This window comes from Streptomyces sp. Rer75, from assembly GCF_013414305.1.
Classification (GTDB): Bacteria; Actinomycetota; Actinomycetes; order Streptomycetales; family Streptomycetaceae; genus Streptomyces; species Streptomyces himastatinicus.
Map to the genome: position 1 here is coordinate 5,072,550 of NZ_CP058693.1, position 22,426 is coordinate 5,094,975.

The 22,426-nt window shown below is 73.2% G+C and carries 18 protein-coding genes and 1 pseudogene; 6 read left to right on the forward strand and 13 right to left on the reverse strand.

What is annotated here, in order from left to right; all coding sequences use genetic code 11:
• Positions 1–21 precede the first annotated feature (21 nt).
• From HYQ63_RS21490 to HYQ63_RS21505, 4 genes are all read left to right on the forward strand, one after another.
• Complete coding sequence (locus tag HYQ63_RS21490; protein WP_179935425.1) at positions 22–1,566, forward strand: MFS transporter; 1,545 nt, start codon at positions 22–24, stop codon at positions 1,564–1,566.
• 161 nt (positions 1,567–1,727) lie between these two features.
• Complete coding sequence (locus tag HYQ63_RS21495; RefSeq protein ID WP_179935426.1) at positions 1,728–2,438, forward strand: FadR/GntR family transcriptional regulator; 711 nt, start codon at positions 1,728–1,730, stop codon at positions 2,436–2,438.
• A 38-nt stretch (positions 2,439–2,476) separates the two neighbouring features.
• Positions 2,477–3,799 (forward strand): MFS transporter, encoded by a 1,323-nt coding sequence (locus HYQ63_RS21500; protein ID WP_179935427.1) that lies wholly within the window; start codon positions 2,477–2,479, stop codon positions 3,797–3,799.
• Positions 3,800–3,924: 125 nt separating this feature from the next.
• On the forward strand, positions 3,925–4,149 hold the full coding sequence (locus HYQ63_RS21505; RefSeq protein ID WP_179935428.1) for a hypothetical protein: 225 nt from the start codon (positions 3,925–3,927) through the stop codon (positions 4,147–4,149).
• A 15-nt stretch (positions 4,150–4,164) separates the two neighbouring features.
• Here HYQ63_RS21505 and HYQ63_RS21510 read toward each other — a convergent pair whose 3' ends face one another.
• Genes HYQ63_RS21510 through HYQ63_RS21525 form a run of 4 tightly spaced genes read right to left on the reverse strand, consistent with a single transcriptional unit; the run spans position 4,165 to position 7,742 of the window.
• Positions 4,165–4,890, reverse strand: coding sequence for an ABC transporter permease subunit (locus HYQ63_RS21510; RefSeq protein ID WP_179935429.1), 726 nt, complete (start codon positions 4,888–4,890; stop codon positions 4,165–4,167).
• Positions 4,891–4,904: 14 nt separating this feature from the next.
• Positions 4,905–5,831, reverse strand: a complete 927-nt coding sequence (locus HYQ63_RS21515) for an ABC transporter ATP-binding protein (RefSeq protein WP_009716558.1) — start codon at positions 5,829–5,831, stop codon at positions 4,905–4,907.
• The gene (locus tag HYQ63_RS21520) at positions 5,828–6,730 is read right to left on the reverse strand and encodes an ABC transporter permease subunit (protein WP_179935430.1); all 903 of its coding nucleotides are present in this window, start codon (positions 6,728–6,730) and stop codon (positions 5,828–5,830) included. Before HYQ63_RS21520 ends, HYQ63_RS21515 begins: the two co-directional genes overlap by 4 nt.
• Positions 6,720–7,742 (reverse strand): ABC transporter ATP-binding protein, encoded by a 1,023-nt coding sequence (locus HYQ63_RS21525; protein ID WP_179935431.1) that lies wholly within the window; start codon positions 7,740–7,742, stop codon positions 6,720–6,722. The genes HYQ63_RS21520 and HYQ63_RS21525 overlap by 11 nt, the downstream gene beginning before the upstream one ends.
• 114 nt (positions 7,743–7,856) lie before the next feature.
• Between HYQ63_RS21525 and HYQ63_RS21530 the strand changes: the two are divergent.
• A pseudogene (locus HYQ63_RS21530) lies at positions 7,857–8,792 on the forward strand (alpha/beta fold hydrolase); the annotation flags it as partial.
• Between the two features lie 55 nt (positions 8,793–8,847).
• Here HYQ63_RS21530 and HYQ63_RS21535 read toward each other — a convergent pair.
• From HYQ63_RS21535 to HYQ63_RS21550, 4 genes are all read right to left on the reverse strand, one after another.
• On the reverse strand, positions 8,848–9,411 hold the full coding sequence (locus HYQ63_RS21535; RefSeq protein WP_179935433.1) for a hypothetical protein: 564 nt from the start codon (positions 9,409–9,411) through the stop codon (positions 8,848–8,850).
• Between the two features lie 175 nt (positions 9,412–9,586).
• A complete protein-coding gene (locus tag HYQ63_RS21540) occupies positions 9,587–10,177 on the reverse strand; it encodes a hypothetical protein (RefSeq protein WP_179935434.1) in 591 nt (196 codons plus the stop codon).
• Positions 10,178–10,183: 6 nt separating this feature from the next.
• A complete protein-coding gene (gene htpX / locus HYQ63_RS21545; protein WP_179935435.1) occupies positions 10,184–11,092 on the reverse strand; it encodes a zinc metalloprotease HtpX in 909 nt (302 codons plus the stop codon).
• A gap of 131 nt (positions 11,093–11,223) precedes the next feature.
• Positions 11,224–12,132, reverse strand: a complete 909-nt coding sequence (locus HYQ63_RS21550; protein ID WP_179935436.1) for an LLM class flavin-dependent oxidoreductase — start codon at positions 12,130–12,132, stop codon at positions 11,224–11,226.
• Between the two features lie 110 nt (positions 12,133–12,242).
• Here HYQ63_RS21550 and HYQ63_RS21555 point away from each other — a divergent pair, with 110 nt between their 5' ends.
• Positions 12,243–13,124 (forward strand): Cof-type HAD-IIB family hydrolase, encoded by an 882-nt coding sequence (locus HYQ63_RS21555; protein WP_179935437.1) that lies wholly within the window; start codon positions 12,243–12,245, stop codon positions 13,122–13,124.
• A gap of 52 nt (positions 13,125–13,176) precedes the next feature.
• On the opposite strand, the gene HYQ63_RS45670 is transcribed toward HYQ63_RS21555, so the two are convergent.
• The 5 genes from HYQ63_RS45670 to HYQ63_RS21580 all read right to left on the reverse strand — a co-directional run bounded on the left by HYQ63_RS45670 (position 13,177) and on the right by HYQ63_RS21580 (position 22,397).
• The gene (locus HYQ63_RS45670; RefSeq protein ID WP_179935438.1) at positions 13,177–14,022 is read right to left on the reverse strand and encodes a hypothetical protein; all 846 of its coding nucleotides are present in this window, start codon (positions 14,020–14,022) and stop codon (positions 13,177–13,179) included.
• Between the two features lie 329 nt (positions 14,023–14,351).
• Positions 14,352–16,037 carry a GAF domain-containing sensor histidine kinase gene (locus HYQ63_RS21565; RefSeq protein WP_179935439.1) on the reverse strand — a complete coding sequence of 562 codons (1,686 nt, stop codon included), beginning with the start codon at positions 16,035–16,037 and terminating at the stop codon, positions 14,352–14,354.
• A 70-nt stretch (positions 16,038–16,107) separates the two neighbouring features.
• Entirely contained in the window at positions 16,108–19,755 is a 3,648-nt protein-coding gene (gene cydD / locus HYQ63_RS21570) for a thiol reductant ABC exporter subunit CydD (protein WP_179935440.1), read from the reverse strand.
• A 28-nt stretch (positions 19,756–19,783) separates the two neighbouring features.
• The gene (gene cydB / locus HYQ63_RS21575; RefSeq protein ID WP_179935441.1) at positions 19,784–20,785 is read right to left on the reverse strand and encodes a cytochrome d ubiquinol oxidase subunit II; all 1,002 of its coding nucleotides are present in this window, start codon (positions 20,783–20,785) and stop codon (positions 19,784–19,786) included.
• Positions 20,786–20,810: 25 nt separating this feature from the next.
• Positions 20,811–22,397 (reverse strand): cytochrome ubiquinol oxidase subunit I, encoded by a 1,587-nt coding sequence (locus HYQ63_RS21580; protein ID WP_179935442.1) that lies wholly within the window; start codon positions 22,395–22,397, stop codon positions 20,811–20,813.
• Positions 22,398–22,426 lie beyond the last annotated feature (29 nt).

The following is a 22,426-nucleotide window of genomic DNA, read 5'->3' on the forward strand; positions in this document are numbered from 1 at the left end:
GGTGCCTCTCGGAGATTCCCCATGCGCAGCACATGGTGGCCACTGGCCGCCATCACACTCGGCAACTTCATGCTGCTGATAGACGTGACCATCGTGAACACCGCGCTGCCCCAGGTGGCGCACGGACTGGACGCGTCCTTCACCTCCCTCCAGTGGGTGATGGACATCTACGCGCTGGCGCTCGCCGCGCTGCTCATGGTGGCCGGGTCGGCGGCGGACCTCTTCGGCCGTCGGCGGCTGTATCTGCTCGGCCTCACCGTCTTCGCGCTCTCCTCGCTGATCTGCGGGCTCGCCCCCGACGCCGGGGTGCTGATCGCCGCCCGCGCGGTCCAGGGCATCGGGGCGGCGGCCATGTTCGCCACCAACACCCCGCTGCTGATGGCCACCTACTCCGGGCGCGCCCGCGGCGTCGCCTTCGGGGTGTGGGGCGGTACGAGCGGGGCGGCCGCGGCGGTCGGCCCGGTGCTGGGCGGGGTGCTCACCGAGTACGTCGACTGGCGGGCCATCTTCCTGGTCAACCTGCCGCTGACGGCGATCGCGGTGTGGATCACGCTCCGTACGGTCGGCGAATCGCGCGGTGCTCCGGGAGCGCGCATCGACTGGCCGGGCGCCGTCTCCTTCACCGTGTGCGCCGGTGCGCTGACGTACGGGCTGATGCGGGGCGGCGAGGAGGGCTGGTCCGACACCCGAGCGGTCGTCGCCCTCACCGGTGCCGCGCTCGCGCTGATCGTCTTCATCGTGGTGGAGCGCGGCGCCCGACAGCCCCTGCTCGACCTGCGGCTGCTGCGCCGCCCGTCCTTCGCGGTGCTGATGGCGGCGGCCCTGCTGCTCCAGGCGGCGGCCTTCCCCTACCTCACCTACGCCGGGCTGTGGCTCCAGTCCGTGCTCGACATGAGCCCGGTACGGGCGGGGCTCGCGGTGACACCCATGGCGGGCGTCGCCCTGGTCGTCGGCGCGGCGGGCGGGCGCCTGCTGGAGAAGGTCGCGCCGGGGCGCACGCTCGGCGGCGGACTGCTGCTCGTGGGCGCGGGCGCGCTCGTCAACGCCACGCTGGTGGACGCCTCTTCGCACTGGGCGGCCCTCGCCCCGGGCCTGGCGCTGTCGGGCCTCGGCATCGGCCTCGCCATGCCCGTCCTGGTCTCGGCGGCCCTCGGCGCCGCCCCGCCGGAGCGGGCGGGCATGGCCAGCGGCGCGGTGAACACCTTCCGCCAGCTGGGATACGCGCTCGGCATCGCGGTCCTGGGCACGGTCTTCTCGGCCCGGGTACGGGACGCGGTCAGCGACAGCGGCGCCATCCCGCCCCAGTCCTCCGGCCGGGCGGCCGACGCGATCACCGGCGGCCACGCCGACGCCGTCATCGCCGCCGCCCCACCGGACCACGCAGCCGCGGCCCGCACGCTGGTCCACGAGTCGTTCGCCGTCGGCCTCGACCGGATCTTTGTGATCTCCGGCATCACGGCCCTGGCGGCGGGCCTCCTCGTCCTCGCCGTCGTCCGCGGCCGCCCGAAGCCCCCGGCACCGGAGCGACAGCCCGGCCCGTCCCCGACCGAGCCGGTCGCGGCGTAGTCGGTAGGCGCCTGATCGGCCGGCCGGCGCCCGCTCGTGGGGGCCGGCCGGCCTGGCGCGGTCGCGGACGGAGAGTTAGATGGCATAGGCAACTATGTTGTAGGATGACTGGGCAACCGGTTGAGTCGTAGGAAAGCAACGGAGACAGGGAGCCCCAGGACATGGCCTTGCGTGCCGCCGGGCGGCAGTCGCTCGTCGACACCGTCGTGGAGCAGCTGCGTGCGCAGCTCGCCGAGGGCGAGTGGAGGGTCGGCGATCGCGTTCCGACCGAGCACGCGCTCGCCGAGCAGCTCCAGGTCGGCCGGAACACGGTCCGTGAGGCGGTTCGGGTCCTCGTGCATGCCGGAATGCTCCAGTCCAGGCAGGGCGAGGGCACCTTCGTGCTCTCCACCACCGACCCGGCCGAGGTCATGCGGGACGTACGGCGCGCCGGGATCCGGGACGTACTGGAGCTGCGCATCGCGCTGGAGGCCGAGGGCGCCCGGCTTGCCGCGCTCCGGCATGGGCCCGATGACCTGGAGCGGATGCGCGCGGCGCTGGCCTCGCAGGCGGCCCTGGAGGACGCCGAGGGGCAGCCGGAGTCCGGCAGCCATGAGCTGTACGCGGCGCATGACGTCGCGTTCCACACCGCCGTGGTCGACGCCGCGCACAACGCCGCGCTGAGCGCCACGTACGGCTGGTTCAGCAGCTCGGTGCGCGAGGCGCTGGTGGCGTCGCTCGGCGACCGCGAGATGCCGCGCATCGTGCCCGGCGACCACCACGCCCTCATCGACGCCATCGCGTCGGGCGACCCCGTGGCGGCCGAGGACGCGGCGCGGGCCCTGCTGGAGACGCCGAAGCGCGCCGTCGAGACGTTGCTCGACGCGGGCTGACCCACCCCCACCCCCTGTACCACCGAACGGAGTTCTCCTTGTCACGCCCGCACACCCCCGGCCCCGAAGCCGAGGCCGAGCCGCTGCTCGTCGACGCCGAAACGGATCTGCGGCCGACGCCGGAGGTGACCGCCGCCCGGCGTACGCTGCGCGCCCACCCGGCCCTCGTCCTGGTCGGCATCGTGCTGGCGTCCCTCAACATGCGTGCCTCGCTCGCCGGGGTCTCCCCGCTGCTGGGCGAGATCAGCGGCGACTTCGGGCTGAGCGCGACCATGGGCAGCCTGGTGACGACCATTCCGCTGATCTTCATGGGGCTGGCCTCGCCGCTCGCGCCGCGGCTGGCCCGGCGCTGGGGCACCGAGACGGTGCTGCTGGCGGCGCTGGTGCTGCTGGGCGCCGGGGTCCTGCTGCGCGTCGCACCGCCGCTGGTCGCGCTGTTCACCGGCTGTGCCCTGGTCGGCAGCGGGATCGCGCTGCTCAACGTGCTGATGCCGGGCCTGATCAAGCGGGACTTCCCGGACCGTGCGGCGGCGATGACCGCCCTCTACACGACCGCGATGATCGCCGGAGCGACCACCTCCGCCGCGGCCGCCGTCCCGCTGGAGAACGCGCTCGGCGGCTGGCGCGGCTCGCTCGCCTCCTGGTCGCTGCTGGCCGGGGTCGCGGCGCTGCTGTGGATCCCGCAGGCGGTGCTCGCCCGGCGCGGTACGCACCCCGGCCGGGCCGCGGCGACGCCGGTCCGGACGGGGAACAGGACCGGGGACGGCAAGGGGAGCGGGGACGGCCGGGCGCTGTCCCGTTCGCCGCTGGCCTGGCAGGTGACGCTGTTCATGGGGCTCCAGTCGCTGATCGCGTACGTCACCATCGCCTGGATGCCGACGATCCTCACCGACCACGGCATGGCCAAGGCCACCGCCGGCCTGGTCTTCGCCTTCAGCACGCTGGTGCAGATGGCCGGTTCGTTCGTGGTGCCGCTGCTGGCCGGGCGGATGCGCTCGCAGCGGCTGCTCGCGGTCGCGGTGGCCGGGCTGATGGCGTCCGGGATCGCCGGACTGCTGGTGGCGCCGGTGCCCGGGGCCTGGGCGTGGGCGACGCTGATCGGTGTGGGACAGGGCGGTTCGGTGGGGCTCGCGCTCACCATGATGGTGCTGCGGACCGGCGATGCCCACACCTCGGCGCGGCTGTCGGGGATGGCGCAGACCTGGGGTTATCTGCTGGCCGCTGCGGGCCCGCTGGCGCTCGGCGCGGTGCACCAGGCCACCGGCGGCTGGACGCTGCCGATCGTGCTGATGCTCGCGGTGTGCGCGGCGCTGGCGCTGCTGGGCCTGGGTGCCGGGCGCGACCGCAAGATCGCGGCCTGACGCCGGCCCAACGGCGCCGCCGCGTCCCCGCGTTCACAGCTCATCCGCAGGCGGCGCAGGGGAACCGGACAACTCCGGCCGTCACGCTCGCTGTCATCGGGTAACGGCGAGGATCGGAGGACGAGATGAACGGCAGGGACGTGACAGGAACGCGGTCGTGGCGGCGGATGCTGCGGGCGCCGTGGATCGTGGCCGGTGCGGTCGCGACCGTACTGCTCGGCTCGTCCGCGTCCGTGGCCTCGGCCCTCGACCAGGCCAATGCCGCCCCCGGACACACCGTGGCGGCGGTCGTCACGCCGACCGCCGCCACGGGGGATACCGGCCGCTTCGTCAACCGCTGGCGGCCGTAGGTGCCTTGAGGACGCTCACTCCTCCCCGGCGAGGGTCAGGGAGCGCATCTTGTGTCCCGCGTACCAGGTGGCGGCGCCGGTCACGACGATCAGCAGGATCACACCGGTCGTGAGGCCCACGTCCGAGGTGACCGTCTCGTCCGTGATCTTCTGGGCGATCGCCAGCGACCACTGCTGGACGCTGAGGGTCTTGGCCCCGGCCACCAGACTGCCGAAGAAGGTTTCCCAGACCAGGGCGTAGACCAGGCCGAACACCACCGCGTGCCGGGTGATGGTGCCCAGCAGCAGGAATATGGCGCTGTAGGCGATGGACGCCACGGCGGCGGCCACGGCGTAGCCGACCGCCATGTTGTGCGCGTTGCCGTTGAGGATGAAGCCCGCCAGCAGCGTGGGCACGGCGGCGAAGGCGACCGTGACACCGATCGCGACGATCAGCTTGGTGACGATGATCGTGGGCCGCTTCACGGGCTTGGCCAGCAGATAGATGACCGAGCCGTCGTCGATCTCCGGGCCGATCGCCCCGGTCCCGGCGATCACGCCGATCAGCGGAACCATGGTGGCGATCGCGAAGCCGCCCAGCAGGGAGTTGGCGGTGGCGTCGTCGACGCCGGTCAGCAGCCGTACGGCGAGCGAGATGACCACCAGCAGCGCGGGCAGCAGGAAGAGGATCATCGCGCGGCGGCGGCCGAGCAGGGCCCGGTAGGTGAGCCGGGCGACGGTGGGATGGTAGAGCGCGGACATCGCAGGGGCTCCTTTCAGGCCGCGACGAGGTAGGAGAACACGCTCTCCAGGGACTCGTCGGAGGGCGAGACCGTGAGGAGCCGGATGCCCTGTTCACGGGCCACGCGGGGCAGCAGTTCGGTGAAGCGCGTGAAGTCGACGGCCTGGATGTGCAGTCCGCCGTCGGCGCCGTCGCTCGCGTCCACCTGGATGCCGGTGGTCGACGGGTCGGCGATGAGGGCGGCGGCGAGCGCGCGGTCGTCGCTGGACCGTACGAGATAGCGGTGCGGACGGTCCGTCATCAGCCGTCGGATCTTGCGGAAGTCGCCGGAGGCGGCGTGCCGTCCCGCGACGATCACCTCGATGTGCGCGGCCAGTTGCTCGACCTCCTCCAGGATGTGCGAGGAGAACAGCACCGTACGGCCCTCCGCGCCCATCCGCCGCAGCAGTTCCATCAGCTGCATCCGCTGGCGCGGGTCCATGCCGTTGAACGGCTCGTCGAGGAGCAGCACCGACGGCTCGTGGACCAGGGCGGAGGCCATCTTCACGCGCTGCCGCATGCCCTTGCTGTACGTGGAGATCTTGCGCGACCCGGCGTAGTCCATCTCGACGGTGTCGAGCGCCTTGCGGGCGGCGGCGCGGGGGTCGGGCAGCCCGTGCAGCTCGGCGTTGGCGATGACGAACTCGCGGCCGGTGAGGAAGTCGTACATCCCCTCGCGCTCGGGGACGATGCCGATGTGGCGGTACGCCTGCTCGTTGCGCCAGATCGCGGCGCCGTCGAGGGTGACGCTCCCGGTGGAGGGGGCCAGGAAGCCGCCCATCATGTTGATGAGGGTGGACTTGCCCGCGCCGTTGGGGCCGAGGAGCCCGGTGACCCCGGGGCCGATGGTCATGGTCACGTCGTTGACGGCCACGACGTTCCCGAACCAGCGCGAGACGTTGTCGATGGCGATCGTGGTCACAGCCCGACCTTTCGGTAGCGGCGCATGAGCAGCCCGAACGAGCCGACGATCAGGCCGAGGAGGACGAGGACGTAGACGGCGCCGGGCCCGGCACCCGGGCCGAAGCCGCCGGGGAACGAGGAGTCGGCGCCGAGGAACGCCGTCTGCACCCCGTCGATGATCGTGATCGGCGAGAACAGCCCGAGCCAGCGCACCACGCCGGTGGAGTCCTGCTCGAACGCGATGGCCTGGACGGTGGACACCGCGCCGTAGGAGATGGTCAGGACGGCGATGACGGCGGCGACGCCGAAGCCGCGCCGCGGGGTGACCGCGGCGATGACCAGACTGATGCCGGCGAAGAGGAGCGAGAGCAGACCCACGGAGACCAGTCCTTGCGCGAAGCCCTTCGTCTGGTCGGCGAAGTCGAGCTTGGCGAGCAGGGCCCCGGCGTACAGGATCACCAGGGGTGCGGCGGTGATCAGGAAGAGGGCGGAGGCCATGGCGCCGAACTTGGCCACCACGTAGTCCACCGTTTCGATGGGACGCGAGAAGTAGAGCGGGATCGTCTTGAACCGCAGATCGCGGGAGACGGCCTGCGGCGCCTGGGCGGCGATGTAGAGGCCGATGACCGCCTGAAGCATGATCGCGTAACGGGTGTACTCGACCGGGAGCTTCTTGAGGTCCGTGGCGATGGCGACCGAGACGATGATCGCCGCGGGCACGCACATGACGGCGAACAGCAGCATCGGCGCGACCTTGGACTTCGCCGAGCGACCGAGGCCGTAGGCGCCGCGCAGGCTCTGGGCGAAGAGCGAGCGGCGGGCGTAGGCCCGGCCGAGCCGGGGGCCCTCGTAGTGGCGGTAGCCGATGTTGTGAATGACGTCGGCGCGCTGTTGCTGGGGCACGGTCTCAGACGGCATCGACGGCACCTCCGTTTCCGTTGCCTTCGCTGTCGCTTTCGCTGTCGGAGCTGAAGATCTCCGCGATGCGGTGGCGGCGCTGTTCCATGCGGACCAGGCCGAGGCCGAGACCGGCGATGGCGTCCCGGACCGTGTCGTACGTCTCCTCGCCCGCGACGTCCACGAGCAGTAGGTGGTCGGAGGCGGGCGCCCCGTCCGCGCCGCGGCGCGCGGGCGAGGCGGTGAGCCCGGCCCGGTCGAGTGCGGCGCGCAGCGCGGCGGTGCCGTCCGGGTGCTCGTCGGTGTCGGTGACCTCGACCGCGAGGGAGGCCGTCACCTGAGTGAAGTCGCTGGTGGAGCTGGAGCGCAGCAGCTTGCCGCCGTCGATGACCACCACGTGGTCGCAGGTGCGCTCCAGTTCGCCGAGCAGATGCGAGGTGACCAGGACCGAGATGCCGAAGTCGGTGTGGATACGGCGGATCAGGCCGAGCATGTCGTCGCGGCCGACCGGGTCGAGGCCGTTCGTCGGCTCGTCCAGCAGGACCAGCTTCGGGTCGTGCACCAGCGCCTGGGCGAGCTTGACGCGCTGCTTCATGCCGGTCGAGTAGCCGCCGATGGGGCGATATCGCTCCTCGTACAGACCGACGTGGCGCAGCGTGTCGGCGGTGCGCTCGCGGGCGGCGGACGGCGGCAGCCCGGACATGCGCGCCATGTGGACGACGAACTCCGTCGCCGACACGTCGGGCGGCAGGCAGTCGTGCTCGGGCATGTAGCCCACGCTCTCGCGGATGGCACTGCCCTCGGTGGCCACGTCGAGGCCGAGGACGGCGGCGCGGCCCTCACTGGCGGGGGACAGCCCGAGCAGGATCTTGATCAGAGTCGACTTGCCGGCGCCGTTGGCACCCACCAGGCCGGTAACGCCCGGTGTGATGTCGACGGACAGCCGGTCGAGTGCGGTGACCCTGGGGAACCGCTTGCTCAGGCTTTCGGTGGCGATCACAGTCACGTGTTCGACGGTAGTGGTGTGAGCCACAGCCCACGTCACCCCAGACGGCTGGATTTCCCTACTCCTCGGGTCTGACACGCCCGTAGGGGGAAGGCCGACCCTGGGACGGAGGAGACCCCGTCTCCGGAAGGGGAGGACGCCATGACGGACGGCGTGACGGACGGCACGAGGGGCGGGATCGCGGGAGCGGCCGAGCGCACGGTCCATACGGACGGCGTGGAGCTGTGCGTCGCCGAACTGGGCGACCCGGCGCGGCCCACGGTGGTGCTGCTGCACGGCTATCCGGACAGCAAGGAGGTGTGGGCCGCGGTCGCGTCCGGGCTCGCCGCGCGCTGGGGCTTCCATGTCGTCCTGTACGACGTCCGCGGCTGCGGCCGCTCGACGGCCCCGGCGCCGCTGCGCGGCGGCTTCACCCTGGAGAAGCTGACCGATGACTTCCTGGCGGTGGCCGACGCCGTCAGCCCGGACCGGCCGGTGCATCTCGTCGGCCATGACTGGGGGTCGGTGCAGGGGTGGGAGTTCGTCAGCGTGGGGCTCACCGAGGGGCGGATCGCCTCGTTCACCTCGCTGTCCGGCCCGTCGCTCGACCACTTCGGGCACTGGGTCAGAAGGCGGCTGACCCGGCCGACCCCGCGCCGGGCCGCCCAGCTGCTCGGCCAGTCCGCCCGGTCCTGGTACGTGACCGCGCTGCACCTGCCCAAGATCCCCGAGGCGCTGTGGCGTGGCTGGCTCGGCAGGCACTGGCCCCGGCTGCTGGAGCGCATGGAGCGGGTGCCGAGCGACGGCTATCCGACCGCGTCGCTGCCGGATGACGCCGCCCACGGCGCCTGGCTGTACCGCGACAACATCCGGAAGCGGTTCCTCCGGCCCCGCAGCGCCCCGTACGCCCATGCCCCGGTCCAGCTGATCGTCCCCACCCGGGACCCGTTCCTGTCGGTGCGGCTGTACGACGAGCTGGAGACCTGGGTGCCCCGGCTGACCCGGCACACCCTGGCCGCCCGGCACGGAATGCCGCGCTCCCGCCCCGGTCAGCTCACCGCGTGGATCGGCGAGTTCGTCACCTCGGTCGAGGAGGGCGCGTCGGTCGAGGAGGGCGCGTCGGTCGAGGCGGAAACGGGGCCGCCGGGCGGGGTCACGCCCGGGCGGCGTCCGGGGCGAGACGGGCCCGGGCGCGCTCCGGGTAGCGGGCGGTGAACAGGGCGGGCAGGACGAACCCGGCGGCCTGCACCGCCAGCGGCACCCAGCTGTCCAGACCGGCGGCCACCGAGGCGGCCAGCGCCGCGGCGGTCAGGGTGAAGGCGACCGCCCAGACCGAGGAGATCACCACGTTGATCCGCCGGAACACCGCGGTGTGCCACACCTCGCGCGGCGCCTGCCGCCGGGCGATACCGGTGGTGAAGGGGTGTCCGATCACGAGCGTCGCCCAGGCGGTGACGGCCAGCCAGCCCATCGCCAGCCCTCCGCCGTAGTCCTTGAGGCCGCTGTCGGGGCGGGCGAAGGCCCAGGCGGTGAGCGCCGCGAAGAACAGCACCGTGCTGGCGTCCAGGATCAGGGCGTCCGCGGCCACCCCCTCCCTGCGGCACTGGATCAGCAGCCAGCCGCCCAGCACCAGCCCGGCCAGCGCGCCCCACTGCCAGCCCAGCATCGCCACGACGGAGAAGGCGATCCATGGGGCGAAGCCACGCAGGTAACCCATGTCCGCTCCCCCTCGATCGCTCGGTCCCGGTGAGCACGCCGCCGTGCGGCTGTAAGCGCGCGTGCCCGCGACCAGCACGAAAAAACCCACGTCGTGGGCCCGCCGCAGGAGCCGCCCTTGAGCCACTCGCCCGCGCCGAGTTGGAGCACGTCGTCGCCGAGGGGCTACGGAAGCGTCAGGTGTGGAGCCCGGGCGCGCCCCACACCGGGAACCACCGGCTCAGGTCCTGCTCGATCCGCAGATCGTCCCCGAGCAGCGCCCGCACCTGGAGTTCCAGCGCGTTGTCCCGCTTCTCGGCGGCGCCCGGCAGCGGTGCGAAGGGGTAGAACGTACCGCGCTTGTACAGATAGACGAGCGCGAGCGAACGCCCCGCCGCCTCGTGGAACCCGAGCAGCGAGCACAGCAGCTGCGGGCCGAACCCCCCGTCCTGGAGCAGCGTGTTGACCGCGTGCAGGTCGTTCACCAGGGCCGCCACGTCGTCCGGCGGCTGCCGGGCAAGCAGCCAGGTGTAGCCGTATCCGTCCTGGCTGAACTCCACCGGCACCCCGCCCCGGTCGGTGTCGGCGTCCAGCAGTTCCCGTACGTCGCTCTGGAGGCGGCCGAAGGCGCCGCCCTCGACGCTGGCGAAGCAGACCGACCCGAGCCCCGTCGGGGTGAACCCGGCCCCCGCCTCCAGGGTGACCGCGGCCGACGGCAGCCCGAAGAGCTGGTCGAGGTCGGGCCGTACGGGCTTGCTGCGGCCGAGGATGACGTCGAGGAGTCCCATGCGCCCTCAGCCCCTCCCCGGCCGGCCCAGCTGGGCGGAGATGCGCCCGAGCTGCCCGAGCCGCTGCTCCAGCGTCGGGTGGGAGGACAGCAGGCGGCTGAAGCTCTGCCCGGAGAGCGCGGGGGCGAAGAAGAAGGCGTTGAACGGCTCGGCCTTGCGCAGATCGCGGGTCGGGATGCGGGCCATCTGCCCGGTCACCTTGGTGAGGGCGGCGGCGAGCGCCGAGGGACGGCCGGTCAGCAGGGCACCGGCCCGGTCGGCGGACAGCTCGCGGTAGCGGGACAGCAGCCGGGTCAGCAGAAAGCTGATCGCGTACACCACGGCGCTGACCAGCGGAATCAGCAGGACCGCGATGCCCACGTTGTTGTTGCGGCTGCCGCGGGACAGCCCGCCCCACAGGGCGGCCCGGGTCATGATGCCCGCCAGCACGCCGAGGAACGAGGCGATGGTCATGACCGCCACGTCGCGGTGCGCGACATGGGACAGCTCATGGGCGAGGACGCCCTCCAGCTCGTCCGGTTCCAGCCGCCGCAGGAGCCCCGTCGTCGCGCACACCAGCGCGTTCTTCTGGCTGCGGCCGGTCGCGAACGCGTTCGGCACATCGCTGTCGGCGATCGCCACCCGCGGCTTCGGCATGTCGGCCAGCGCGCACAGCCGGTCCACCACGCCGTGCAGCTCGGGCGCCTGCTGCGGGGTGACCTCCCGGGCGCCCATGCTGAACGCCGCGATCTTGTCGCTGAACCAGAACTGCGCGATGAACAGCCCGCCCGCGATGAGCAGGATCAGCGGCCAGGCACCGCGTAGCAGCGCGATCAGCACACCGACGAAGACCACGTAGAGCAGGCCGATGAGGAACATGGTCACGACCATGCGGGTGGTCAGCCCACGGTCGGGGACGTAGCGGGTATGCGGCATGGGTGCCTCCACAGTCACTGCGGCAGCGGGAGCCTCTCTACCCGATTCTGCTCCTCATTCCGGCCTTCGCGGCATCTGCGGCGCATACGACATAACGGAACGCGGTGTCCCCCGCGGCCTCGGAGCGCGGTTCAGAGGTCCGCGACCCGCTCGGCGCCCTCCGTGGCGATCTTCTCGAAGACCGCGGGGTCGGCCTCGAAGACCGAGCCGGCGATCGGCCAGTGCAGCACGATCTCGTCGATGCCCAGCCGCGCGTGCTCGCCCGCGAAGTCGACGAAGGCATCCACCGAGCTGAGCGGACGGGTCCCGTCCGGGGTGAAGCCGGTGAGCAGGATCTTGTCCGGCTCGTCCGCCCGCCCGGCGTCGGCGCAGGCCTTGCCGAGCCGCTCGACCTGGCGGCCGATGGCGGCCAGCGAATCGGCGGGCGTCCCCGTCTCGAAGAGCTTCGGATCGCCCGTGGTCACCCACGCCTGCCCGTACCGCGCCGCGAGCCGCATCCCGCGCGGGCCGGTGGCCGCGACCGCGAACGGCAGCCGGGGGCGCTGCACACAGCCGGGGATGTTCCGCACCTCGCGCGCGCTGTAGTGCTCGCCCTCGTAACTCACCACGTCGTGCGTCAGCAGCCGGTCGAGCAGCTCGACGAACTCGCCGAACCGGTCCGCCCGCTCCCGCGGCGTCCACGCCTCCTCCGCGCCGCGCAGCAGCGCCGTCGCGTCGAAGCCGGACCCTCCCGCGCCGATGCCGAGCGTGACACGCCCGCCGGAGATGTCGTCCAGCGAGATCAGCTCCTTGGCGAGCGTCACCGGGTGCCGGAAGTTGGGGGAGGTGACCAGCGTGCCCAGCCGCAGCCGGGAGGTCGCCGCAGCGGCCGCCGTCAGCGTCGGCACCGCCCCGAACCAGGGCCCGTCACGGAAGCTGCGCCAGGACAGGTGGTCGTAGGTGTACGCCGCGTGGAAACCCAGCTCCTCGGCGCGCTGCCATAGCTCCCTGCCGCCGTCGGCCCAGCGGTGGACGGGCAGGATCACGGTGCTCACTCGCATGGCGTCGAGCCTAAGCGCTGCATCTGACAGCCGCGCCCTCCGGCCGCCGCGGTGGGAGCGGACCCCGGTCGAGCGCCCTTCCCTCACCGATGAGCGGCCCATACGGGAGGATGGTGGCCGTGACCCCAGCCATCGAGCAGCCCGAGAACCCGGCCCCTGACCGTTCCGCCTCCGCCACACCCCGCCCCCGGCTGATCGCCACCGACCTCGACGGCACCCTGCTGCGGGACGACAAGACGGTCTCGGACCGCACCGTCGAGGCCCTCGCCGCGGCCGAGCGGGCGGGCATCGAGGTGTTCTTCGTCACCGGCCGCCCGGCCCGCTGGATGGACGTCGTCAGCGCCCATGTCCACGGACACGGCCTGGCGATCTGCGCGAACGGCGCCGCCGTGGTCGACCTGCACCAGGGCGGGCTGCTGGTCGAGGTCCGCCCGCTGGCCGCCGGCCCGGCGCTGGCCGTCGTGGAGGCGCTGCGCCGGGCCGCCCCCGGCACGTCCTTCGCGGTCGAGCGCAGCGGCGGCATCTTCTACGAGCCGGAGTACCCGCCCTTCCACCTCGACCCGGGCGCGATCATCGCCCCCGCCGAGAAGCTGCTCGACGACGGCTTCCCGCACGCCGACGCCCCCGTCCTCAAACTGCTCGCCCACCACAAGGAGCTGGCTCCGGACGCCTTCCTCCAACTGGCCCGCACCGTCGCGGGCGAGCACGGCGCCTTCACCCGCTCCAGCCCGTCCGCCCTGCTGGAGGTCAGCGGGCCGGGGGTCAGCAAGGCGTCCACGCTGGCCCGGTGCTGCGCCGAGCGCGGCATCGCCGCGGAGGAGGTCGTGGCGTTCGGCGACATGCCCAACGACCTGGAGATGCTGACCTGGGCGGGCACCTCGTACGCCATGGCCAACGCCCACCCGGACGTGCTCGCCGCGACCACGCACCGCACCGGCGCCAACACCGAGGACGGCGTCGCCGCCGTCATCGAGCGGATCCTGGCGCGGTGAGAACGACACCGCCCCCGGCCGCACGGCCGGGGGCGGACTCGCCTGACCCGGTTTACCAGAAGAAGACCAGGTAGCCGTTGCCACCGGCGGTGCCGGGAGCACCGGGACCACCGGGGGTGGTGCCGCCGGTGCCGCCGGTGCCGCCGTCGCCGCCCACGCTGCTGTTGGTCGGGGGAAGCCCCACGATGCCGTCGACGGCGTCCCCGCCCTCACCGCCCGTGGCGCCGCTCTCACCGTCCTCACCGGTGCGGTTCACCGCGTAGAGGCTGTTGCAGGCGCCGGTGCCACCGGCGCCGCCGGCGCCCGGGGTGCCCACGGCAGCCGTACCGCCGCCACCGCCCGTGCCGCCGATGCCGCCGCCCGCGATGAGCTGGGTGCCGCTGAGGGAGGCCACGGTGGTCGCGGAACCGGTACCACCGGTACCGCCCGCGCCGCCGGGGTTGCCACCCGCGGGGCCACCGGGCCCTGCGGTACCGGCGGTGCCGCCGGTACCCAGGTCCACCGTGTAGATGGCGAACGGCGTGACGGGGAGGACGCACCAGGTGAAGCCGCCGGCTCCACCACCGCCACCCGTGCCGCCGGCGCCGGCCAGCGTCGCGCTGGCGCCGCCGCCACCGCCGCCGCCACCGCCGCCCGCGCCCCAGGCCTGGACGTGCACCGAGGTGACCCCCGGAGGCGCCGTGAAGGTGCCGTCCGCGGTGAACTCCTGCACCCCGTGGATGACGGACGGCGGCCTCGGCGGCAGGGGGTGACCGCCTCCGGTCATCGTGGTGTCATCCGCCTGGGCGGGCGCCATGGTCAGCAGCTGGCTGGAGATGGCAGCCGCGGTCGCGACAGAGGCGAAGAAGACCCGGCGGCGCGTCCGGGATCGCTGAGGAGTAGGGCTCTGGCTGTTCACGTCATGACTTCCTTCCCCGCGGAGCTGTCGCGGAGTGTGCAGGGATACGAAGGACCGAGACGGCCCGCGAGGCTCATCCCACCCGCGGGTTCGGCGCCGCGCATTCTGACGGGCCGATAATGGGACCGCGTAGGTGAGGACTTGGGCCGCCCGGGCGACGTACGCCCCTAGGGGGTGTCTTGTCGATCAGGCCGGATCAGCGAGCGGCGTCTGGTGCGGTAGCTCGCAAGCCGCGTGAGGAGAGCGCAGCGGCGCTGCGCGCGACGAGCGCGGGGCCGCGAGGTGCCGTGCCAAGCGCCGCGAGCCCGGCATGATCGGCACGACACCCCCTACAACGGCACCTGCCACACCACCGTCGTACCGCCCCGGCCCGGCTCTTCCCCCGGCCCGTTCTCCACCCCGTCCTCCGCGCCGAGGCCCGGCCCGTAGGTGCTCGACCCGCCCAGCGCCTCCGCCCGCCGGGCCAGGTTCGCGAGCCCGCTGCGCCGCCCGCCCGCGGGAACGCCCACCCCGTCGTCCGCGACCGTCAGCCGCACCGCCGGACGTCCGTCGTCGAGCCGCGCCGTCACGTCCACGACCACCTCGATACGCGCCGCCCGGGCATGCCTGAACGCGTTGGACAACGCCTCGCGCAGAGCCGCGATGAGGCTGTTTCCGGCCGGTTCGCCGACCCGGCTGTCGACCGGGCCGATAAAGCTGAGCGACGGCTGGAAGCCGAGCGGCACCGCGGCCGCCCCGACCTCCCTCAGCACCCGGGTGCGCAGCCCCGACGGTGCCACCTCCGGGCCCTGCTGGAGCGCGAAGATCGTCGTCCGTATCTCCCGGATGGTGGCGCCCAGTTCATCGGCGGCCCGCTCGACCTGCTCCGCCACCTCCGGCGCCTCGGCGTGCCGCAGCGCGCTCTCCAGCAGCATCCCCGTCGCGAACAGCCGCTGGATGACCAGGTCGTGCAGATCGCGGGCGATCCGGTCCCGCTCCTCCAGCACCGCCAGGCGCTCCCGGTCGCGCTGCGCCTCGGCGAGCACGAGCGCGACCGCGGCCTGCGCCGCGAATTGGAGGGCGAGCCTGCGCTCGGTCGCGGTGAAGGGCCGGGCGCCGGGGGCGCGCGGGGTGGCCAGCACGCCCAGCACCCGGTCGCCGCCGCTCAGCGGCAGCATCATGCTCGGCCCGTAACGGCCCAGGACCCCTGCGGTCAACCGGGGTTCGGCGGCCGGGTCGTCGACGAAGACCGGCTCCCCGGCCAGCAGCCGCGGCACGGCCGGAGATCCGGCCGGGACGACCGTGCCGAGCAGCGCGGCGCCCTCCGGAGGGTGCGCGGCGTCCACCGCCACGATCTCCAGCCCGCCGCCCTCCTCCGGCACCAGCACGAAGCCCGCCGCCGAACCGGCCAGCTGACGAGCCTTCTCCGCGACCACCACCAGCGCGTCCTCGGCATCGCCGGACAGCAGGGAGTGGGTGACGGCCACCGAACCGTCGATCCACCGCTCGCGCTGCCGGGTCGCCTCATGGAGGCGGGCGTTGCCGATGGCGATCCCCGCCTCCGTCGCCAGCACCTTGACCACGTGCAGATCGGGCACGCTGAACTCCCCGCCGTCCCGCTTCTCGGCGAGGCACAGATGGCCGAAGACCTCGTCCCCCACGCGGATCGGCACCCCGAGGAAGGACCGCGGCAGCGGATCGGCCGACAGCAGCCCCGCCCCCGCGGACCGGGCGCTGACCAGCGCGCCGCACCGCTCCCGGTCCGCCTCGGTCACCCCGTACGTGATGACGTCGGCGAGCCCCTGCCCCGCCGCGTCGTTCACGCCGATCGCCGCGCACCGGGCGCCCGCCAGCTCGGCCGCGGTCTCGGCGATCCGGTCGAGGACCACGCGCAGCTCCAGACCGGTGCCGATGGAGCGCATCGCCTCCAGCAGCCGCGGCACGCGCGCGGTCAGCTCGGTGGACAGCCCCTGGAGCCCTCGGGTCGCCTCCGCGGCGACGTCCAGGGGGTCCGGTGTGGGTACCGAGGCCGCCATGGTCCGAGCGTAATGAATGGCTTTTGCCCGGGAAAGCGGAGGTTGTGCCGCCGGGAGGCGCCCGCCGCCGTCAGACGGGGGCGCCGGAGCGCAGCGGCAGCGCCGCGTCCACGTGCCGCGGCCCGGCCTCCGCGGCCTCGCGCTCCAGCATCCGGCGGAACGGCCCGTCCACCGCGGCCAGTTCCCCGTACGTGCCGCGCTGCACGGCCCGGCCGCCGTCGAGCACGATCACCTCGTCGACCGCCTCCAGGCCCGCGAGGCGATGGGTGATCAGCACCGTCGTACGGCCCCGGGTCGCCGTCAGCAGGTCGGCGGTCAGCGCGTCGGCCGTCGGCAGGTCCAGGTGTTCGGCGGGCTCGTCCAGCACCAGCACCGGGAAGTCCGCCAGCAGCGCGCGGGCCAGCGCGAGCCGCTGCCGCTGACCGCCGGAGAGCCGCGCGCCCAGCTCGCCGACGTGGGTGTCGAGACCGTCCGGCAGCCCGTCCACCCACTCCAGCAGCCGGGCGGCGGCCAGCGCCGTACGCAGCTCGTCGTCGCTCGCGCCGGGGCGCGCGAGCCGCAGGTTCTCCCGCAGCGAGCTGTCGAAGATGTGCGCGTCCTGGGCGCACAGCCCGACCAGCCGCCGCACCGCGTCCCCGTCCACGGCCGTCGCGTCCCGGCCCGCCAGGGTGTACGTACCGTCCTCGGCGTCCAGGAAGCGCAGCAGCACCTGGGCCAGCGTGGTCTTGCCGGAGCCGGACGGGCCGACGACCGCGACCCGGCGGCCCGGGTGCAGCTCCAGGTCGAACCCGTCCAGCGCGCGGGTGCGCTGCCCCGCGTGGCGCGCCGACAGCCCGCGCACCACCAGCGGAAAGGCCGACCGGGGCGGCTCCTCGGCGCCGCCGTCCCGTACCGGAAGCGGCGCGTCGATCACCTCGTACACCCGCTCGGCGGCCCGCCGCACCCGCTGCCGGTGCTGCACCGCGAGCGGCAGCCCGGCGACCGCCTCGAAGGCGGCCAGCGGCGTCAGCACCACGGCGGCAAGCCACACCCCGTGGATCCGCCCGTCGGCCACCGCCCCGACCCCGGCCCACGCCGCGACGGCCACCGTCAGACCGCACACCAGCGCCGACAGCCCGGCGCCCGCGCCGGTGGCGGCGGCGCCCCGCCGGGCGATCCGGGTGAGCACCCCGTCGGCCCGGCGCACCGCGTCCAGCCGACGCGGCAGCGCGCCCGCGACCGTCAGCTCGGCAGTTCCGGCCAGCAGATCCACCACCTGCGCCGACAGCGCGCCGCGCGCGGGCGACAGCCGGCGCTCCGCGCGCCGGGCGAACGCGCCCGACACGGCGGGCACCCCGGCCCCGGCCACCAGCAGCCCGACCGCGAGCACGGCCCCGGCCTCGGGCAGCACCCAGGCGGTGAACCCGACCGAGGCGGCGCTCACGACGAGCGCCGCGCCGACCGGCAGCAGCCAGCGCAGGAAGTAGTCCTGGACGGCGTCCACGTCGGCCACCAGCCGGGAGAGCAGATCCCCGCGCCGGGTCTCCTTGAGCCCCGCGGGCGCCAGCCGCTCCAGCCGCCGGTAGACGGCGACCCGCAGCTCGGCCAGCACCCGCAGCACCGCGTCGTGCGAGACCAGCCGCTCGGCGTAGCGGAAGACGGCCCGGCCGATGCCGAACGCCCGGGTCGCGGTGACCGCCACCATCAGGTACAGCACCGGCGGCTGCTGGGACGCCCGCGAGATCAGCCACCCGGACACGGCCATCAGCCCCACGGCGCTGATGAGCGCGAGGCTCCCGAGCAGCAGGGCCAGCCCGAAGCGGCCCCGCCCACCCCGCGCGGCAGCCCGCACCCGGGCCAGCACGCCGGGCGCACCCGCTGCCCCGACGCCCGCACCGGCCTCGTACTCGCCGTCCGCCGCAGGGCGCACCGGGCCCGCATCAGGCCCGGCCGAGGGCACGGCGCCCGACACCGCCGCGGCCCCGCCGTCAGCGCGCCGGGCGGGCAGGGCCTCGGCGGGGCGTGCCGAGTCGGCGGGCTCGGCCCGGCCCGCGCCGACTCCGGGGTGGCCGCAGCCGGTCGCAGGCCCGGACGGGCCCGCGGCCCCCGGCAGGGGGATGACGCGGTCGGCCAGCGGGAGCAGCGCCGGGCGGTGGACGACCAGGAGGACCGTGCGGCCCTCGGCCAGCCGCCGCACCGCGTCGACGACGGCCGCCTCCGTCGCGCCGTCGAGGTTCGCGGTCGGCTCGTCGAGCAGCAGCACCGGGCGGTCGGCCAGGAAGGCGCGGGCCAGGGCGATCCGCTGGCGCTGGCCCGCGGAGAGGCCCGCGCCCATCTCGCCGAGCCGGGTCCCGGCCCCCTCCGGCAGCGCGTCGACGAAGCCGAGGGCGTCGGCCTGCCGCAGGGCGTCGCGCACCGCGGCGTCGTCGGCGTCGGGCCGCGCCAGCCGTACGTTGTCCGCGATGGTGCCCGCGAAGAGGTACGGGCGCTGCGGCACCCAGACGATCTGGCGGCGCCAGCTCTCGGGGTCGAGCGACACCAGGTCGTGGCCACCGGCCAGCACCCGGCCCTCGGACGGCTCCGCGAAGCCCAGCACGGCGTTCAGCAGGGTCGTCTTGCCCGCGCCGCTGGGGCCGGTGATCGCCACGGTCTCGCCGGGGCGGACCTCGAACGAGACCGGGGCCAGGGAGGGCGCGGCGCGCCCGGGGTGACGGACGGCCAGCCCGTCGACCGTGAGCGCCGCGTCCCGGGCGTCGGGCGCGGGCACCCCACCGGTGGCGGCCGGTACCCGCTCCAGCACGGCGAACGCCTCGTCCGCCGCCGCGAGCCCCTCCGCCGCCGCGTGGTACTGCGCGCCGACCTGCCGCAGCGGCAGATACGCCTCGGGCGCGAGGACCAGCACCATCAGCCCGGTGTACAGGTCCAGTTCGCCGTGGACGAGCCGCATGCCGATGCCGACCGCGACCAGCGCGACGGACAGCGTGGACAGCAACTCCAGGGCGAAGGAGGACAGGAAGGCCAGCCGCAGCGTCTTCAGCGTGGCCCGCCGGTAGTCGGCGGTGATGGACCGGATCGCGGCGGCCTGGGCCTTGGCGCGGCCGAAGACCTTGAGGGTGGGCAGTCCGGCGACGACGTCGAGGAAGTGGCCGGACAGCCGGGACAGCAGCCGCCACTGACGGTCCATCCGGGACTGGGTGGCCCAGCCGATGAGCACCATGAACAGCGGGATCAGCGGCAGGGTGACGACGATGACCACCGCCGAGACCCAGTCGGCGGTGACGATCCGGGCGAGCACCGCCGCCGGGACCACCACCGCGAGGCCCAGCTGGGGCAGATAGCGGGCGAAGTAGTCGTCCAGGGCGTCGATGCCACGGGTGGCGAGGGTGGTGAGTTCGCCGGTGCGCTGGGAGTCCAGCCAGCCGGGCCCCAGCCGTACGGCCCGCTCGAGCAGCCGCAGCCGCAGCTCCGACTTGACCGCGGCGCTCGCCCGGTGCGCGGCCAGTTCGGTCAGCCAGGAGACGGCGGCCCGGCCCCCGGCGACCAGCGCCAGCGAGATCAGCGGCGCGGTCAGGGCGCCGGTGCCCTCGTTCCGCTGGAACGCGCCCACCACGATCTCGGCGATGAGCATGGCCTGCGCGATGACGAGCCCGGCCCCGGCGAGCCCCAGCGCCACGGACGCCGCCAGGAAGAACCGGGTCGCCCGCGCGTACCGGAGCAGCCGGGGGTCGATTGGTTTCACGTGAAACACACCACCTGATACCCGTGCATCAGTGCGCGGCGGGGATGTGCTGGGTGCCGATGCGCTTGCGGAAGACCCAGTACGTCCACGCCTGGTAGGCCATGATCAGCGGCATCATGATGACCCCGACCCACGTCATGATCTTCAGCGGATAGGCGCTCGCGGCCGCGTTCGCCGCCGTCAGGCTCCACTTCGGGTCCAGCGAGGACGGCATGACGTCCGGGAAGAGCGCCAGGAAGAGCATCGCGACCGACGCCGCGATGGCCACCCCGGACAGGCCGAACGCCCAGCCCTCACGCCCCCGCGCGTTCATCACCAGGGCCGCGGCCAGCGCCGCCGCCACGAGGACCACCGCGGCCAGGCTGCGCTCGTTGCCGCTGTCGGACTGGGTCCAGCCGAGGAACAGCAGGGCGGCGACGGCCGCGACCGGACCGAGCCAGGCCGCGTACCGGCGCGACCGCGCCCGGATGTCCCCGGCCGTCTTGAGCGCGGCGAAGACCGCGCCGTGGAAGGTGAACAGCACCAGCGTGACGACGCCGCCGAGCAGGGCGTACGGAGTGATCAGGTCACCCAGGCCGCCCGTGTAGTTCTTGTCCGGGCCGATCGGCACCCCGTGCACCAGGTTGGCGAAGATCGCGCCCCACAGGAACGCGGGGAGCAGCGAGCACCAGAAGATCGTGTGCTCCCAGTTGCGCTGCCAGCGGTCCTCGGCGCGCTTGTGCCGGTACTCGAAGGCGACACCGCGCAGGATCAGACAGACCAGGATGGCCAGCAGCGGCAGATAGAAGCCGCTGAAGAGGGTCGCGTACCAGTCGGGGAAGGCGGCGAAGGTGGCACCGGCGGCCGTGATCAGCCAGACCTCGTTGCCGTCCCACACCGGCCCGATGGTGTTGATCAGCACGCGGCGCTCGGTGCGGTCCCGGGCGAGCAGCTTGGTCAGCACTCCGATGCCGAAGTCGAAGCCTTCGAGGAAGAAGTAGCCGGTCCACAGGAAGGCGATCAGCAGGAACCAGAAGTCGTGAAGGTGCATGAGTCTCTCCGACCGTCAGTGCGCTTCAGTACGCGAAGGTCAGCGGCTTGTCGGCGTCGTCCTCCGCGGCGGACCCGCCGCCCGGGCCGCCCGAGGGCAGCCGCAGCTTGGGGTCCTCGGCGGGCGGCTTCTCGTCGGTGTCCGGCCCGGCCTTGGCGTACTTGGCCAGCAGCCGCACCTCGATCACGGCGAGCACGCCGTACAGCAGCGTGAAGACGCCGAGGGAAATGAGGACCTCGGTCTGGCTCACCCCGGGGGAGACCGCGTCGGAGGTCTTCATCAGCCCGTACACCGCCCAGGGCTGGCGGCCCATCTCGGTGAAGATCCAGCCGAAGGAGTTGGCGATCAGCGGGAAGCCCATGGTGAGGATGCCGATCCGCCAGGACCACGTGGTGAGCAGCGGGCTCATCTCGCGCTTCTTGGTGATCATGAGCCGGGGCACCTCGTCCTCGGCGGTGCGGAAGGCGGGGTCGAGCCAGCGCTTCTTCCGGGTCGTCCACAGCCCGATGACACCGGCGGCGAACGAGGTCATGCCGAAGCCGATCATCAGCCGGAAGCCCCAGAAGGTCATGAAGATGCTGGGGATGTAGTCCTCGGGCTGGCCGCCGTAGGCGGCGGCCTCCTTCTGGGCGACGTCGTTGATGCCGGGGACGGCGTCGGTGAAGTTGCTGTGCGCGAGGAAGGACAGCGCCGCGGGGACCTCCAGCTCGACGCTGTTGTGCCCCTCGCTGACGTCGCCCACCGCGAAGACGGAGAAGGGCGCGGGCGCCTGGGTGTCCCACAGCGCCTCCGCCGAGGCCATCTTCATCGGCTGCTGCTCGAACATCACCTTGGCGAGCGAGTCGCCGCTGATCGCCGTGCCCAGTCCGGCGATGACGGCCACGATCAGACCGACCCGCAGGCTGGCCCGCATCGCCCCGATCTGCTTCTTCTCCTTGGCGCCGGGCTCCTCGCCGCGGAGCTGCTTGCGCTTGGCCCGCCACAGGTGCAGGGAGGCGATGCCGACGATGAAGGCGCCGCCGGTGAGGAAGGCCGCGGTGAGGGTGTGGAAGACCACGACCAGGGTGGTGTCCTGGGTCAGCACCGCCCAGATGTCGGTCAGCCGGGCCTTTCCGGTGGCCTTGTCGATGGCGTAGCCGGTCGGGTGCTGCATCCAGGAGTTGGCGGCGAGGATGAAGTACGACGACAGGACCGTGCCGAGCGAGACGATCCAGATGCAGGCGCAGTGGATCTTCTTCGGCAGCTTGTCCCAGCCGAATATCCACAGGCCGATGAAGGTGGACTCGAAGAAGAAGGCGAGCAGCGCCTCCATCGCGAGCGGGGCACCGAAGACATCGCCGACGAAGCGCGAGTAGTCGGACCAGTTCATGCCGAACTGGAACTCCTGGACGATGCCGGTGACGACGCCCATCGCGATGTTGATCAGGAAGAGCTTGCCCCAGAACTTGGTGGCGTGGAAGTACTTCTCCTTGCCCGTGCGCACCCAGGCGGTTTCCAGCCCGGCGGTGATCGCCGCAAGAGAGATCGTCAGGGGCACGAAGAGGAAGTGGTAGACGGTCGTGATCCCGAACTGCCATCGCGCCAGCGTCTCCGGCGCCAGAGCCAGCTCCACGTGAATCTCTCCTTACGGTCTTGCCGTGC

Bases quoted from the DNA above. Each gene is read 5' to 3' on its own strand.
- HYQ63_RS21550 (WP_179935436.1), bottom strand. From the start codon at position 12,132: ATGCGAGTGAGCACCGTGATCCTGCCCGTCCACCGCTGGGCCGACGGC.
- HYQ63_RS21565 (WP_179935439.1), bottom strand. From the start codon at position 16,037: ATGGCGGCCTCGGTACCCACACCGGACCCCCTGGACGTCGCCGCGGAG.
- htpX (WP_179935435.1), bottom strand. From the start codon at position 11,092: ATGCCGCATACCCGCTACGTCCCCGACCGTGGGCTGACCACCCGCATG.
- cydB (WP_179935441.1), bottom strand. From the start codon at position 20,785: ATGCACCTTCACGACTTCTGGTTCCTGCTGATCGCCTTCCTGTGGACC.
- HYQ63_RS21495 (WP_179935426.1), top strand. From the start codon at position 1,728: ATGGCCTTGCGTGCCGCCGGGCGGCAGTCGCTCGTCGACACCGTCGTG.
- HYQ63_RS21555 (WP_179935437.1), top strand. From the start codon at position 12,243: ATGGTGGCCGTGACCCCAGCCATCGAGCAGCCCGAGAACCCGGCCCCT.
- HYQ63_RS21520 (WP_179935430.1), bottom strand. From the start codon at position 6,730: ATGCCGTCTGAGACCGTGCCCCAGCAACAGCGCGCCGACGTCATTCAC.
- HYQ63_RS21540 (WP_179935434.1), bottom strand. From the start codon at position 10,177: ATGGGACTCCTCGACGTCATCCTCGGCCGCAGCAAGCCCGTACGGCCC.
- HYQ63_RS21510 (WP_179935429.1), bottom strand. From the start codon at position 4,890: ATGTCCGCGCTCTACCATCCCACCGTCGCCCGGCTCACCTACCGGGCC.
- HYQ63_RS21490 (WP_179935425.1), top strand. From the start codon at position 22: ATGCGCAGCACATGGTGGCCACTGGCCGCCATCACACTCGGCAACTTC.
- HYQ63_RS21535 (WP_179935433.1), bottom strand. From the start codon at position 9,411: ATGGGTTACCTGCGTGGCTTCGCCCCATGGATCGCCTTCTCCGTCGTG.
- HYQ63_RS21505 (WP_179935428.1), top strand. From the start codon at position 3,925: ATGAACGGCAGGGACGTGACAGGAACGCGGTCGTGGCGGCGGATGCTG.